Consider the following 14,464-nt stretch of genomic DNA (forward strand, 5'->3'; position numbering starts at 1 on the left):
ATCGGATTTCGTTCATACTAAACCTGCAGGATGTGAAGAAGAAATCACGGAGGAAAAAAGCATGGGAACGGCTGTAGCCAGAATCATTTTTTTATTGATCATTTTGTGGATCGGTTTCAGGGACCTGATGCCGGAAAAACCTTCCGACCGAAAAATATCGGAACTGATGTGGCTGATTATGGCAGTCGGAATGTCACTGGCAGCGGTGATCCATCCGGATATTCCGCTGTTTCTGTTTCTTATACCGATTGCTGTTCTGGTTCTGTGTTTCAGGTGTTCTCTGCTTATTAGTAAGTGGCGTAGACCATCAGAGAAAAGGATATCTCAGCCAGTGTCCGTCAGTTTATCTGATGCAGGCGCGAAACTTGTTCATGAACCCTTCCGGCAGCCCTGGCCGCAGATGGGACTGCCCTTAATTGAGGATGGAAAGTGTCGCCTGGATAATCTGTTTAAGATCGGCAGGACTCAGCTTTGGCTGAAGCAGGAACTGAGAAAATACGGCTATCGGGATGTTCGTCTGGTAAAGTACCTGACGATTGACCGGACAGGCAATTTCTTCATGGATTTGACCAGAGATCCACATGAGGTTTAATCAATCCATTTACCTATCACTGGCAACTGAGCCAGCTGATCTCTGCGGATGATACCGAGAAACGATCCAAGCAGCAGATAAAACAGACTGATGGTTGTCATTAAAGCCAGGGTTCTTGGAACAAGGGACCAGGTGATTAAGGCCCTTCCGATAAGATAGTGAGCAAGAATCCCTGAACAGGCAATCAGAATCCCTGAATGAATATAATCTTTAAAAATCAGGGAGAAGCCGATGGTCTTAAAAATGACAGCGGCGTGAAGGAAAGTGACCAGGACAACATTGATGCAGATGGCCAGGGCAGTCCCCGCAATGCCAAATTCCGGATTACTGGTCAGGAGAAACAGGGTGACGATCTTAACCACTGCACCGATCAGCGTATTGATCATCGCTGCTTTTGCGAGATCAAGTGCCTGAAGAACAGCATGCAATGGCGCCTGAAAATACAGAATCATGAAAAAAGGAGCCATGATGTGAATAAAGTATGCAGCTTCAGGTGCTTCGTAAATCATTTGCATTAAGGGCGCTGCAAATGAAAAGGTCACAACCAGTGAGAGTCCCCCGGTCAGCATCGCAATTCGAAGTGACTGATTAAGACGGTAATGGATCATGCCGTAATCTTTTCGGACAATCGCTTCACTGATCGCCGGAACCAGTGAGATGTGCAGCGCATGGGTGATAAAACCAGGCAATAGAAGCAGGGTGAGTGCATAACCGGTCAGCTGTCCGTAAAGTTCAGCAGAGGTTTTGATTGAATAGCCGGCAATCAGCAGACTGTGCGAGACGATCATCGGTTCAAGAAAACTGCTGAGTGAACCGATCAGGCGGCTGCCCATAGTAGGCAATCCGATATTCAGCAGGCGGCGCAGTGTAGTACGACTTCCCTTCAGCAGGCTCAGGCTCTGCATGTTCAGCCGGATGCCGCCGCTCTTTCTGAACATGCGAAGCATGTACAGAAGTGAAGCGCACTCGCCCGCGGCTCCGGCGATCATCGCCCCCGCAGCCGCGTAAGCAACACCGTAAGGCATTAACAGGTTCGCCAGAGTAACGACGAGGGAAATCCGCACGACCTGTTCAACGATACCGGAGAATGCGTAAGGTTTCATATTGCGAATGCCCTGAAAATAACCGCGCAGGACGGAGCTGATGGCAACGATCGGAATCACCGGTGTAATCGCCAGAAGGGGATAAACCACCCGGGTATCGGCGAAAAGATATTTTGCCGTCACCGGTATGGCAAGCAGCATGGCTGACGTCAGGATAATACTGATCAAACAGACAATGGTAAGCGAGAGGATGAGGATTAACCTGATTTTTTTCCTGTCCCCGAAGGTTTCTGCTTCTGCTACCAGTTTGGATATGGCAACAGGAAGTCCGAGTTCTGTCAGGGTGACAATCAGCAGCATGGCCGGGAAGGCCATCATAAAGAGGCCAACCCCTTCGTCTCCGATCACTCTTGACAGGATCATTCCGTTAATCATACCAAGGATCCGTGTAATGAGCCCGGCAGCCATCAGAATAAATGAGCCTTTCAGAAAAGATTGACGTGTCATTGCCTGTCCGCCTTTTTTGCGTCGGGTTGCGGTAAATGCCGCGCGCATACAGGGATTATATGCATCAGACTGCCACCGGCATGACAGGGATGTGTGGATGATTCCGTGAGCAGCGAAGAGGGGAAATGGTTTTTCAGACATGCCGGATTTTGTGTTTCGTATTGCTCTCTGATTATGCTATGATAGACATTATGGGAGGAATCAGCATGGCAGAAAAGCCCTTGGATATGGAAAAATGGCATAAATCGATTGAACCGTTTCTCCAGAGCAAGCTGGAAGAATTTCATCTGCTCGGGCTAAATCACCTGAGCCGGGAAGAATTCTGGCAGTTTGTAAAAGAAAAACTGGAAAAAGCGAAGGGAGAGAAGCCTGAACGAATCCATGAGGTCGTTGCGGCTGTCATGGCGCTGACCGTTAATGATTATATGAACAAGCTGCGTATGGACATGTTCCGGGACTCCCCACTCGATAAAGAGATGGACAGCGGGCTGTTCAAATAATAATGTTCAGAGGATAAGACCGGATCGCCGCACGGAAGGATCCGGCCGAAAGATAGAAGGGAGCAAGTTAAGGTTATGGTGAAAAAAGGACCGTTATTTTCCTTTTTGGCAATTCTGGTTGTATCAGCAGTCATCCTCGGTTTTGCCACAATGCCAATCATACATAATATTAATCTGGGCCTTGACCTGAAAGGCGGGTTTGAAGTTCTTTATCAGGTGGAACCGCTGAAAGCGGGACAGAAAATTGACAAAGAAGATATGAGCAATGCGGTTGCGGCCATCAACAAACGGATCAATGTCCTCGGTGTCAGTGAACCGAATATTGCCATCGAAAGCGGAGACAGGATTCGTGTCCAGTTGCCGGGTGTGACGAATGAAAAGCGGGCAAGAGAGCTTCTGTCGACGACGGCCAATCTTTCATTCAGGGATTATCAGGACAAGCTGATGCTCGACGGATCGGATCTGCAGCCGGGCAAGGCAAAAGTTGCGTTTGATGAGCTGAATCATCCGATGGTTACCCTGCAGCTGAAAGATCCGAAAAAATTTGCGAAGGTGACCTCCGATATTCTGTCGAAAGCACCGAATAACGTGCTTGTCATCTGGATGGATTATCAGAAAGGTGACTCCTATGCAAAAGAAGTTCAGAAAAGCAATCATAAGTTTATTTCTAACCCTGCAGTGAATCAGGTGCTGAATACGAGTGATGTTCAGATAACCGGAAACTTCACCGTACAGGAAGCCAATAATCTGAAGGATCTTCTTAATTCAGGGTCACTGCCAGTTAAGATGGATGAAACCTATTCGACATCTGTCGGTGCGCAGTTCGGTCAGAATTCAATGAGGGATACCCTGTTTGCCGGAGCACTCGGGGTCGCAGCCATTCTCCTGTTCATGCTGGTCTTCTACAGACTGGGCGGGCTGATTGCCAACATCACTCTTGTTTTTTACATTTATATGGTTATGGCTGTTTTCGTCGGGTTGCAGGCGGTTCTGACACTTCCGGGGATCGCGGCCATGATCCTTGGTATCGGCATGGCGGTCGATGCGAATATCATTACACTTGAACGTATCAAGGATGAAATTCGAGGTGGAAAATCAATTGCGTCGGCATTCAGATCAGGGAGCCATCGGGCGCTTCCAACGGTTGTTGATGCCAATCTGACCACGATTATTGCCGCGGGTGTACTCTTCTTCTTTGGTAACAGCGCGGTTAAGGGCTTTGCCGTTATGCTGCTGATCAGTAACGTTGTGACATTTATCTCATCGGTATATGGTCAGCGACTGTTTCTGGGTTTACTGGTTAAAAGCAGAATCCTGAATGATAAGCCATGGCTGTTCGGTGTCAGAAGGAGTGATATCCGTGAAAACGAAGCATGATATGAATTATAAGCACTATAACAGATTGTATAATCATCTTGATTTTATGAAATACAGGAATGTGTTTTTCACCTTCTCGGCGGCATTGATCCTGCTTGGAATTGTCTCTCTGTTTGTTTTCAAACTCAATTTGGGTATTGACTTTTCAAGTGGTACCCGTGTAGATATTCAGACGAACCATCCGATGTCGGTGACAAAGGTGGAACAATCGTTCCGGGATATGGGTTATACCCCGGAACAGCCCGTCCTTTCCGGAAATAATCGAAATATCGCAACGATACGAATCAACGATGACCTGAGCCGGACTGAGGTTGCGGATGTCAAAAATTCGATTCAGAAACAGTATGGCGTAGAGCCTAATGTCAGCACGGTTTCGCCGCAGGTCGGAAGAGATCTCGCGAAAAACGGCCTGTATTCGCTGATTATTGCTTCATTTTTTATCATTATTTATGTCTGGATTCGATTTGAATTTTTGCAGGGACTGACTGCCGTACTGGCTTTGATCCATGATGCGTTCTTTATCGTGACCGTGTTCAGTCTGCTGCATATTGAAGTAAATATTCTCATCATATCCGCCATTCTGACGATCGTCGGCTATTCGGTCAATGATACGATTGTCACCTTTGACCGTGTGCGTGAAAACATGAAAATGAGCAGAAAACGTCTGACGACGCTGGAGGAACTTGGGAAGATCGTTAATCTGAGTATCCGTGAAACCCTGACCCGATCGATAAATACAGTTCTGACCGTCCTGTTCCCGGTTATTTTCCTGCTGATCTTCGGCAGTGAATCCATTAAGACCTTTACCATTGCTCTGCTTGCCGGTCTGCTCTGTGGTGTTTATTCCTCAATCTGTATTGCCTGTCCGCTCTGGGCTGTACTGAAAGCACGGTATCTTGCACGGCGCAAAGCTAAAAGAACCGTTCAGGCGCAGAATTAATACTCTTTAAAAATCGAACGGGGAGACTTTGATTGTGAAAAAACAATGGAATATCCTTTTGATTTTGATATTCACTCTGATTGTGGTGCTGTTTTCTATAGACAATGTAGACAGTGTGACATTCAGTTATCTGTTCGGAAAAGCCGACATTCCGCTGATTCTGGTCATTATTGGATCGGTGCTCATCGGCGTCCTGCTGATCGGACTTTCAACATACATTAAAATTTATAAACAACGGCGTCGGATCGTTCAGCTGGAAAGGCAGATCCAGAGGCTGGCCAGTCTGCATCCCGAAGATGCTGAAAAACTTGCGATCAAGGTATCAGGTGGAGAAGAAGAGGAAGAGGGAAAGCGTGTATCACGAAAACACCTTTTGTCGCGAAAATAATCCCCGAACCCCAACATGATACATGTGAACCGAAAAAGGAGGCGGCAACCATTGCTTCAACCGGAAAACCGGTGGATTACAAAGCAGGCAGATACGAAAAAGGTTCGAGAACTGGCTGAAGACCTGCACATTTCATCGCTCACAGCACGATTACTTGTTCTGCGTGGGATCGATAATCCGGAACACGCGGAACTTTTTCTGCATCCTGAAAAAATGACATTTCACGATCCGATGCGGATGCTCGGGATGCGTGAGGCCGTTGACCGGATCAGCCGGTCTGCTGCCCGCAGACGGAAAATACGCATTTTCGGCGATTATGATGCCGACGGCGTGACTTCTACGGCACTTCTTGTCCGCGCGCTGAGCATGACGGGTGCCGAAGTTTCCTGGCATGTCCCTAACCGGTTTACAGAAGGCTATGGACCCCATGCTGCGGCGGTCGAACAGGCAAAAAAGGATGGCATCGATCTCATCGTTACCGTGGATTCGGGTATTGCAGCATATGAGGCGGCAGATCGTGCCCGTCAGCTGGGGATTGATTATGTCATCACAGACCATCACGAACCCCCTGCTGTACTCCCGGATGCTTCTACGATTCTGAATCCGAAACAGCCGGGATGTGACTATCCATTTAAAGGACTGTCAGGAGCAGGAGTTGCCCTGAAGCTTACTCAGGCACTATTTGGGAAGAAAGCTGATCCGCAATGGCTGGCCCTTGCCGCCATTGGTACCATTGCTGATCTGGTTCCCCTCAGGGATGAGAACAGGCTCATTGCCTATCAGGGGCTTAAGAGAATAAATGAAGGAACGTATCCGGGAATCAATGCATTAAAGTTCAGATCCGGTGGAAAAGGAGACGCAGACAGTGATACAATTGGTTTCCAGCTGGGACCACGGCTCAATGCCGCCGGGCGGCTCGAAGATGCGGAACCGGCTGTCCGTCTTCTCCTCACCGGGGATGAGACGGAGGCATCTGCCCTGGCCGACCGGCTGGATAAGCTGAATCAAGAGCGAAAAGCCCTTGCGGATCGTATTTTTCGCGAAGCAGACCAGATGGCTGCAAGCTTTATTCAGCGGGGTGACCAGGCACTGGTTCTGCCCGGTGTCAACTGGAATCAGGGAGTTATCGGCCTTGCCGCTTCCAAAATTGTAGAAAAATATTACCGGCCAACTATTATTCTGGCTGTAAACGAAGAGAAGGGTGTGGCCAAAGGATCGGGACGCAGTATCGATGGCGTTAATCTGTACAAAGCACTGACCGATAGTTCAGATCATCTGGCCCAGTTCGGCGGCCACCAGATGGCTGCCGGCCTTTCCCTTCCGGCCACAGAGATCGATGATTTCCGCTCCGATTTTCTTAAGGCTGTCCGTCATCAGATCACACCGGACATGCTGATAAAAAAAGCAATCATTGAGGACACCTGCCAACCGGATCAGATTACGGTTGAGCTGATCGAACAGCTTGGGCAGCTGGCTCCGTTTGGCACGGATAACGCAAAACCGCTCTGCCTAATGGACCATATCCCGCTTACGAAAATCAGTGCAGTCGGCCGGGATGCGTCGCATTTGAAACTGACAGTTAGGGGTGATTCAGCTGAACTTGACGGAATCGGTTTCGGTATGGGACATAAACGGGCTGATATTTCTCCGGCGGATCGAATCAGTATGATTGGTGAGTGGCAGATTAATGAATGGAATGGATTTAAAAAGCCGCAAATGCTGATTCGTGATATAAAAGTTGATGGACTGCAGGTCTTTGACTGGCGTGATGAACGCCGGTTGAAGGAAAAACTGGAGAAGATTTCCCCGGATGAGGCAGAAATGATTGCGTTTCAGGAGCACACAGCTGAACGGCTGCAGCTATCCCGAGCGGTGAAGCGCTGCTCGGGAGAACAGCCTGTCCGGAAACCGGCACTTGTTCTGCTGGACCTTCCAGATGAACTTGAGCAGTTGACGGGACTGATCGACAGATGTACAGAAGTCAATCGCATATATACTGTTTTCCATCATGCTCATGATCATTACTTTTCAACATTCCCGACAAGAAATCACTTTGTATGGTATTATGCCCTGATCCGGCAGGAACATTCGTTTAAGCTGGATGAAACGGCAAAGCAGATTGCCAGATTCAAAGGATGGCCTGAACGCATGGTTTATTTCATGACAAAGGTGTTTTTTGAGCTTGATTTTGTTACAATAGATAATGGTGTTTTGACAGTGAATCCTGCGTCGGGCAAGACGCCGCTCTCGGATTCAGTTACTTATCGCAGAGAAAAGAGCCAGCTGGAAATGGAAGATCTGTTTTGTTATTCACCAATTTCCAGATTGAAATCGTGGTTTGAAGAGAAAATGAAACATCGGAAACAGGCGGATGAGCCGGAGGGGACTATACATGGATTATAAAAAGTATATCGCGTCAGTGATGGATTTCCCGACTAAGGGGATTAACTTTAGAGATATTACATCATTGCTTCAGAATGGGCCGGTTTATCAATCAGCCATCAATGAGATGGCTGATTTCGCACGCCGTAAGAAGGCGGAAGTAATCGTCGGTCCGGAAGCACGTGGTTTTGTTATTGGCGGACCCATTGCCTACGCTTTGGGGGTGGGCTTTGTTCCCGTCAGAAAGCCTGGAAAACTTCCACGTGACGTTGAAACTTTTTCCTATAAAAAGGAGTATGGCATTGACACGCTGTGTATTCATCAAGATTCCATTAAACCGGGACAGCGCGTCCTCGTCACCGATGATCTGCTCGCGACCGGAGGCACCATCAATGCGACGATTAATCTGGTGAAGAAGCTTGGTGGTGATGTGGTCGGTGTCGCTTTTCTGATTCAACTGAGCGAACTTCACGGAACAAGGTTTCTTAAAGATTATGATGTCCTGTCTTTAATTGATTACTGAGAACAAGGTGTTGCCGGAGAGTGCCTGAGACGGGCACTCTTTTTATACCCATTGAAACAGACGACTGACGACACATTTTTGCAAGAACTATTTTTATTAAGGAACAGACTATTGCTTAAATCAAAGCATGATAATAAGGTGATCGGAAAATGACTATGGATGAACTGATCCAAAAGGCATCAACCTATCTGGATAAAGATGAGATTAAACAACTGAATGAAACTTATGAATTTGCGAAAGCCGCCCATAAAGGACAAGTACGTAAATCGGGAGAGCCTTATATCACGCATCCGGTTGAGGTTGCCGGAATTCTTGTGGAACTGAAAATGGATGTCACAACCATTATCAGCGGATTTCTTCATGATGTCGTAGAGGATACTCCGATCACCCTCGAGGATATTCGGAATAAATTTGGCGATAACGTGGCGACCCTCGTTGATGGTGTAACGAAACTGAGGCATTTTGAATATACGTCCAAGGAAGATCAGCAGGCTGAGAATCATCGGAAGATGTTCGTTGCGATGGCCCGTGATCTTCGCTGTGTCATCGTTAAACTTGCTGACCGTCTGCACAATATGCGGACATTAAAGTATATGACTCATGAGAAACAGCTCCAGAAGGCCAATGAAACGCTGGAGATTTTTGCCCCGCTGGCCAACCGTCTGGGTATTTCTACGATTAAATGGGAGCTTGAAGATATCTCACTGCGTTATCTGAAACCGCAGCAATATTATAAAATTGTCAATCTGATGAAGCAGAAAAGGGAAGAGCGGGAGGCCTATATTGCTCAGGTTGTTGAGGATCTGAAAAAATATGTGAAATCTGTTCATATCGAAGCAGAGATTTCCGGACGCCCGAAACATATTTACAGTATCTACCGGAAAATGGTCAATCAGCATAAGCAGTTTAATGAAATTTACGACCTGTTTGCCGTCCGGATCATTGTGGAAAGTATTAAGGATTGTTATGCGATTCTGGGGATTATTCATACGCACTGGAAGCCGATGCCCGGGCGTTTCAAGGACTACATTGCCATGCCGAAAGCAAACATGTATCAGTCTCTTCATACAACGGTCATCGGACCGAAAGGCGACCCGCTTGAGGTTCAGATCCGGACGCAGGAGATGCATGACGTTGCAGAATACGGTATTGCTGCACACTGGGCCTATAAAGAGGGCAAAACGCGCAACATCAATAATAAATTTGAGGATAAACTGACCTGGTTCCGGGAAATTCTGGAGTATCAGAACGAGACGGATGATGCTAAGGAATTTATGGAGTCCCTGAAGATGGACCTTTTTTCTGACACCGTGTTTGTTTTTACCCCAAAAGGCGATGTCATTGAACTTCCGGTCGGTTCGGTACCCATTGACTTTGCCTACCGGATACACACGGAAATAGGCAATAAAACGGTTGGTGCACGTGTCAATGGGAAAATGGTCCCACTGGACTATAAATTGAAAACAGGCGACATTGTCGAAGTACTGACGTCGAAGCATTCATATGGTCCAAGCCGTGACTGGCTGAAGATCGCCAAAAGTTCAGCAGTTAAAAATAAAATTAAACAGTGGTTCAAAAGGCAGCAGCGCCAGGAGAACGTAGCCAATGGCCGCGACATGATTGAAAAAGAACTGCGCAATCAGGGGCTCAGTATTAAAGATACGCTAACTGAAGAGAAATTAGCCGAGGTTGTAAAGAAATTCAATTTTTCCCATGAAAATGAGCTGTATGCGGCGGTGGGATATAACGGTATTCCGGCAAGACAGGTGGTTGACCGTCTGACGGAGGACGAACGGAAGGCGAAGGAAGAGCCGGTCAGTCCGGCAAGGCAGCTGCCTGAATCAAAACCTGCACCCAGACGAAAAACATCACTCGGTGTAAAAGTGAAGGGTGTGGACAACCTTCTGGTGCGCCTTGCCCGCTGCTGTAATCCAGTTCCCGGCGATGCGATTGTCGGTTACATCACGCGAGGAAGGGGCGTGACGGTTCACCGGAAGGACTGTCCGAATATTAAAAGCGAAGAGGAACAGCGTCTGATCAGCGTCGAATGGGAAAATACGGAATCGAAAGCGAAGGAATATAACGTTGATATTGAAATCAACGCCTACGACCGAAACGGACTGCTGAATGAAGTGCTTCAGTGTGTGACTGATGCGCATACAGCGATTAACGGCGTCTCGGGACGCGCGGATAAAAATAAAGTAGCGACCATACATATGACCATCGCCATCACGAATATTGATCACCTGTATCGCGTCGTAGAAAAAATCAAACGAATTCCGGATATCTATTCCGTGCGGCGTGTGATGCAGTAGGATTTCAAAAAGGGGATGGGGTCGTGAAAGTGGTTCTGCAGCGCGTAAAGAAGGCTTCGGTTGAAGTCGAAGAGAAGACGGTCGGTCGCATTGACGGCGGATTCCTGCTGCTTGTCGGCATCAGACAGGGAGATGCACTGGAAGATGTGTATTATGTCGCCGACAAGATTGCCGGCCTGCGTATTTTTGAAGATGCAGAAGGGAAAATGAACCGGTCGCTGGTTGATGTATCCGGCGCCATTCTCTCTGTTTCACAGTTTACCTTATACGGAGACGTCTCACATGGGCGACGTCCCAGCTTTATTCAGGCGGCGCGTCCTGAGAAGGCCAGGCCCTTATATGAGGCGTTTAACGATCGGCTGAGGTCCCATGGCCTGACCGTTGAAACGGGTGTTTTCGGTGCCAGGATGGACGTTTCCCTGCTTAATGACGGACCGGTGACGCTTATTGTAGCAAGTAAGCCGCATGAGTGAACGGCAAAGCAGGTTTTTCTGCCATCCCTTGACATTTTATGAGAGAATACGTACTATAAAAGGACAAAACCAGTGACGAAGAGATCCTGCAGATCCTGCTGTCAAAGAGAAGGTGGGCCAAAGGCTGAGAGCGCGCCTGGCATGAGCAGATGCAGGAGGACACTTCTGAGGCGTTTTTCTGAAAAGCGAAAACCCGTGTTCAGCTGATTAGGAAAAATCGTTTATCGGGCGTTAACCGGATCAAGAGGAAGCATCAGGCGATGCTTTAAATCAAGGGTGGCACCACGAACGCATATTCGTCCCTTGTCCGCTGCAGAACGGACAAGGGACTTTTATTATTTATGAACACAGAAAGCAGAAGGAGGAAGTCATTTGCTTATTCAGATTCCGAGAGGGACCTACGATGTCCTGCCGGAAGAATCAGGTATCTGGCAGAAGATTGAAGAAACCGCTAGAAAGATCTGTACATTATTTCATTATAAAGAAATACGTACCCCGCTTTTTGAATCGACAGATCTGTTTCAGAGAGGCGTCGGGGATACGACGGACATCGTACAGAAGGAAATGTATAATTTCAAAGATCGGGGAGGGCGCAGCCTGACTCTGCGTCCTGAAGGGACAGCATCGGTTGTCCGCGCATTTGTCGAGCATAAAATGTACGGCCTTCCCGACCGGCCGGCTAAATTGTATTATATCGGTCCCATGTTCCGCTATGAGCGGCCACAGTCCGGGCGGACACGGCAGTTTACCCAGTTCGGCGTCGAAGCTCTGGGTTCGAAGGATCCGTCTATAGATGCTGAAGTCATTGCACTTGCCCTGTCTTTCTATCACGCGCTGGGTCTGAAAAATCTGAAGCTCGTTCTGAACAGTCTTGGTGATCCGGAAAGCCGCGCAGCGCACCGTAAAGCCCTGATTAACCATTTTAAACCATCTATCGGCGAGTTCTGCGAAGATTGTCAGACGCGGCTTGAGAAGAACCCGCTGAGAATTCTTGATTGTAAAAAAGACCATGATCATCCGCTGATGGCTACTGCCCCTTCGATCATAGATTATCTGACCGATGACGCCAGAGATTATTTCAATCGCGTTAAATCCATTCTTGATGAAATGGGTATTGTCTATGAACTGGATCCGACGCTGGTACGCGGGCTGGATTATTATAATCACACAACGTTTGAAATCATGGGTGCCAGTAAAGGGGCAATCAGTACCCTGACCGGAGGCGGCCGGTACAATGGCCTGGTCAGTGAACTTGGTGGTCCGGAAACGGCCGGTGTCGGTTTCGCTCTGAGTATCGAACGTCTCCTGCTTGCGCTGGAAGTGGAAGGGATCACGCCTCGCGCCGAAGACGGACTGGATGCGTTCATTGTTGCCATAGGTGAAAAAGCGGAAGAAAAAGCCCCTGTTTTGCTGCACAGGCTCCGTGAAGCCGGTCTTCGCGCCGATAAAGACTATATGGAACGGAAAGTTAAAGCACAGTTCAAACAGGCAGACAGGGATGATGCCCGCTTTGTTGTGGTACTCGGTGATGAGGAACTGGAGGCTCATTCGGCTACTGTGAAGCATATGAGCGACGGGACTCAGGAGAAAGTTGCCTTTGACAGACTTGCAGACTACATGAAATCGAAAATGAAAAAATGAGGTGTCGAGATTGTATCGGAATGCATATTGCGGTAAGTTGACCGCAAAACAGGCAGGGCAGACAGTGACCCTTGCCGGATGGGTTCAGAAACGAAGAGATCTGGGCGGTGTGATCTTTATCGATTTACGTGACAGATCCGGCTTTGTCCAGATTGTATTCAACCCGAAAATTTCTCAGAAAGCATGGAATACGGCAGATAAAGTTCGCAGCGAATATTGCCTTTCAGTGACCGGAACCGTTTCTGCCCGCGCCCCGGAAGCTGTGAATCCTAAAATAAAGACTGGCGACATTGAAATCATGATTCATGAAATCCATGTTCTGAATAAATCAAAAACGCCGCCCTTTCCGATTGAAGACCATATCGAGGCTTCTGAAGATGTCCGGCTGAGGTATCGCTATCTGGATCTGCGCCGGCCGGAAATGCTTGAGACCTTCAAGCTGCGCAATAAAGTCACCCGGTCCCTGCGCCATTTCCTTGATGACAGAGATTTTCTTGATATTGAAACCCCGATACTGACCAAAAGCACGCCGGAAGGGGCACGCGACTATCTGGTACCCAGCCGTGTTCATCCGGGTGAATTTTATGCCTTGCCGCAGTCGCCGCAGTTGTTTAAACAGCTGCTGATGGCTTCCGGAATGGAAAAGTATTACCAGATTGCCCGCTGCTTTCGGGATGAGGATCTGCGCGCCGACCGCCAGCCGGAGTTTACCCAGGTTGATATTGAGATGTCTTTCTTTGAACTCAGGCCGTTCCAGGATATGATTGAAGAGATGCTGGTCAATCTGGTAAAAGAAGTGAAAGGTATTGATATTCCGCGTCCGTTTAAACGGTTGACTTATGCCCAGGCAATGGATCTGTACGGCAGCGATAAACCCGATACACGTTTTGGCTTAACGCTGATTGATCTGACCGATATTGCGGCGGACAGCACGTTGAAGGTGTTTAAAGAGGTCCAGGAAAAGGGTGGCGTCGTAAAAGCGATCAACGCCAAAGGACAGGCTTCGCATTTCTCGCGCAAGCAGGTGGATGAAGATCTGCGTCATGTCGTTTCCCCTCATGGGGCAAAAGGGCTGGCCTGGCTTAAGGTTGAAGAGAACGGCATGAAGGGACCCATTGCCAAGTTCTTTGATGAAGCGCTGACTCAGCGGATTGTTAAGCGGACGAACGCTGAGCCCGGTGACCTGCTGCTCTTTGTCGCAGACAAGAAAAAAATTGTGGCCGAAAGTCTTGGCGCCCTCCGGCTTCACCTGGGCAAGACACTCGGCTTGATTGACGAATCGGCTTTCAACTTCCTCTGGGTGACGGAATTTCCGCTCCTTTCCTACAGTGAGGAAGAGCACCGATATGTGGCTGAGCACCACCCGTTCACGATGCCGGTTCTTGAGGATCTGGACAAGATCGAAAGCGATCCGGGCAGCGTACGTGCCCAGTCCTACGATATGGTACTGAACGGTTTCGAGCTGGGCAGCGGATCGGAAAGAATCTGTAATCACGAGATGCAGGAGAAAATGTTCAAGGTACTCGGATTTACAAAAGAGCGCGCCGAGAAACAGTTTGGCTTCCTGATGGAAGCATTCGAATATGGCGCTCCGCCTCATGGTGGTATGGCGCTCGGTATTGACCGGATCGTGATGCTGCTTGCCGGATGTGCGAGCCTGCGCGATACCATTGCTTTCCCGAAAACAGCCAGTGCATCGGATCTGTTGACCAAGGCACCAAGTGCAGTCAGCGATGCGCAGCTGGCCGAACTCCATCTGGACGTTGCCACACTGCTGAAATAA

10 protein-coding genes and 1 pseudogene are annotated in these 14,464 nt (G+C 48.4%); 10 read left to right on the plus strand and 1 reads right to left on the minus strand.

What is annotated here, in order from left to right; all coding sequences use genetic code 11:
• The first annotated feature begins 61 nt into the window (after window positions 1-61).
• A complete protein-coding gene (locus EWH91_RS01585; protein ID WP_129928254.1) occupies window positions 62-592 on the plus strand; it encodes a YetF domain-containing protein in 531 nt (176 codons plus the stop codon).
• On the opposite strand, the gene spoVB is transcribed toward EWH91_RS01585, so the two are convergent.
• A complete protein-coding gene (gene spoVB / locus EWH91_RS01590) occupies window positions 589-2,142 on the minus strand; it encodes a stage V sporulation protein B (RefSeq protein WP_129928255.1) in 1,554 nt (517 codons plus the stop codon). The two genes, EWH91_RS01585 and spoVB, sit on opposite strands and share 4 nt — an antisense overlap.
• A 206-nt stretch (window positions 2,143-2,348) precedes the next feature.
• On the opposite strand from spoVB, the gene EWH91_RS01595 reads away from it, so the two are divergent.
• The 9 genes and pseudogenes from EWH91_RS01595 (at window position 2,349) to aspS (ending at window position 14,464) form a co-directional block, all read left to right on the plus strand.
• On the plus strand, window positions 2,349-2,642 hold the full coding sequence (locus EWH91_RS01595; RefSeq protein WP_129928256.1) for a post-transcriptional regulator: 294 nt from the start codon (window positions 2,349-2,351) through the stop codon (window positions 2,640-2,642).
• 75 nt (window positions 2,643-2,717) lie between these two features.
• Window positions 2,718-4,959 (plus strand): annotated as a pseudogene (gene secD, locus EWH91_RS14395) (protein translocase subunit SecD).
• Between the two features lie 34 nt (window positions 4,960-4,993).
• Complete coding sequence (locus tag EWH91_RS01610) at window positions 4,994-5,347, plus strand: LapA family protein (protein WP_129928259.1); 354 nt, start codon at window positions 4,994-4,996, stop codon at window positions 5,345-5,347.
• Between the two features lie 51 nt (window positions 5,348-5,398).
• Complete coding sequence (gene recJ, locus EWH91_RS01615) at window positions 5,399-7,750, plus strand: single-stranded-DNA-specific exonuclease RecJ (RefSeq protein WP_240697219.1); 2,352 nt, start codon at window positions 5,399-5,401, stop codon at window positions 7,748-7,750.
• Window positions 7,740-8,252: an adenine phosphoribosyltransferase gene (locus tag EWH91_RS01620; protein ID WP_129928261.1), complete on the plus strand. Its 513-nt coding sequence runs from the start codon at window positions 7,740-7,742 to the stop codon at window positions 8,250-8,252. The genes recJ and EWH91_RS01620 overlap by 11 nt, the downstream gene beginning before the upstream one ends.
• Before the next feature lie 149 nt (window positions 8,253-8,401).
• Window positions 8,402-10,567: a RelA/SpoT family protein gene (locus EWH91_RS01625; RefSeq protein WP_129928262.1), complete on the plus strand. Its 2,166-nt coding sequence runs from the start codon at window positions 8,402-8,404 to the stop codon at window positions 10,565-10,567.
• Between the two features lie 23 nt (window positions 10,568-10,590).
• Window positions 10,591-11,040: a D-aminoacyl-tRNA deacylase gene (dtd, locus tag EWH91_RS01630; protein WP_129928263.1), complete on the plus strand. Its 450-nt coding sequence runs from the start codon at window positions 10,591-10,593 to the stop codon at window positions 11,038-11,040.
• A gap of 372 nt (window positions 11,041-11,412) precedes the next feature.
• Entirely contained in the window at window positions 11,413-12,681 is a 1,269-nt protein-coding gene (gene hisS, locus EWH91_RS01635) for a histidine--tRNA ligase (RefSeq protein ID WP_129928264.1), read from the plus strand.
• 10 nt (window positions 12,682-12,691) lie between these two features.
• On the plus strand, window positions 12,692-14,464 hold the full coding sequence (aspS, locus tag EWH91_RS01640; RefSeq protein WP_129928265.1) for an aspartate--tRNA ligase: 1,773 nt from the start codon (window positions 12,692-12,694) through the stop codon (window positions 14,462-14,464).

It is taken from the genome of Sporolactobacillus sp. THM19-2, from assembly GCF_004153195.1.
GTDB lineage: Bacteria > Bacillota > Bacilli > Bacillales > Sporolactobacillaceae > Sporolactobacillus.

Coding starts and splice junctions, on each gene's coding strand:
- EWH91_RS01585 (WP_129928254.1), top strand. CDS start 62: ATGGGAACGGCTGTAGCCAGAATCATTTTTTTATTGATCATTTTGTGG.
- EWH91_RS01595 (WP_129928256.1), top strand. CDS start 2,349: ATGGCAGAAAAGCCCTTGGATATGGAAAAATGGCATAAATCGATTGAA.
- EWH91_RS01620 (WP_129928261.1), top strand. CDS start 7,740: ATGGATTATAAAAAGTATATCGCGTCAGTGATGGATTTCCCGACTAAG.
- EWH91_RS01625 (WP_129928262.1), top strand. CDS start 8,402: ATGACTATGGATGAACTGATCCAAAAGGCATCAACCTATCTGGATAAA.
- spoVB (WP_129928255.1), bottom strand. CDS start 2,142: ATGACACGTCAATCTTTTCTGAAAGGCTCATTTATTCTGATGGCTGCC.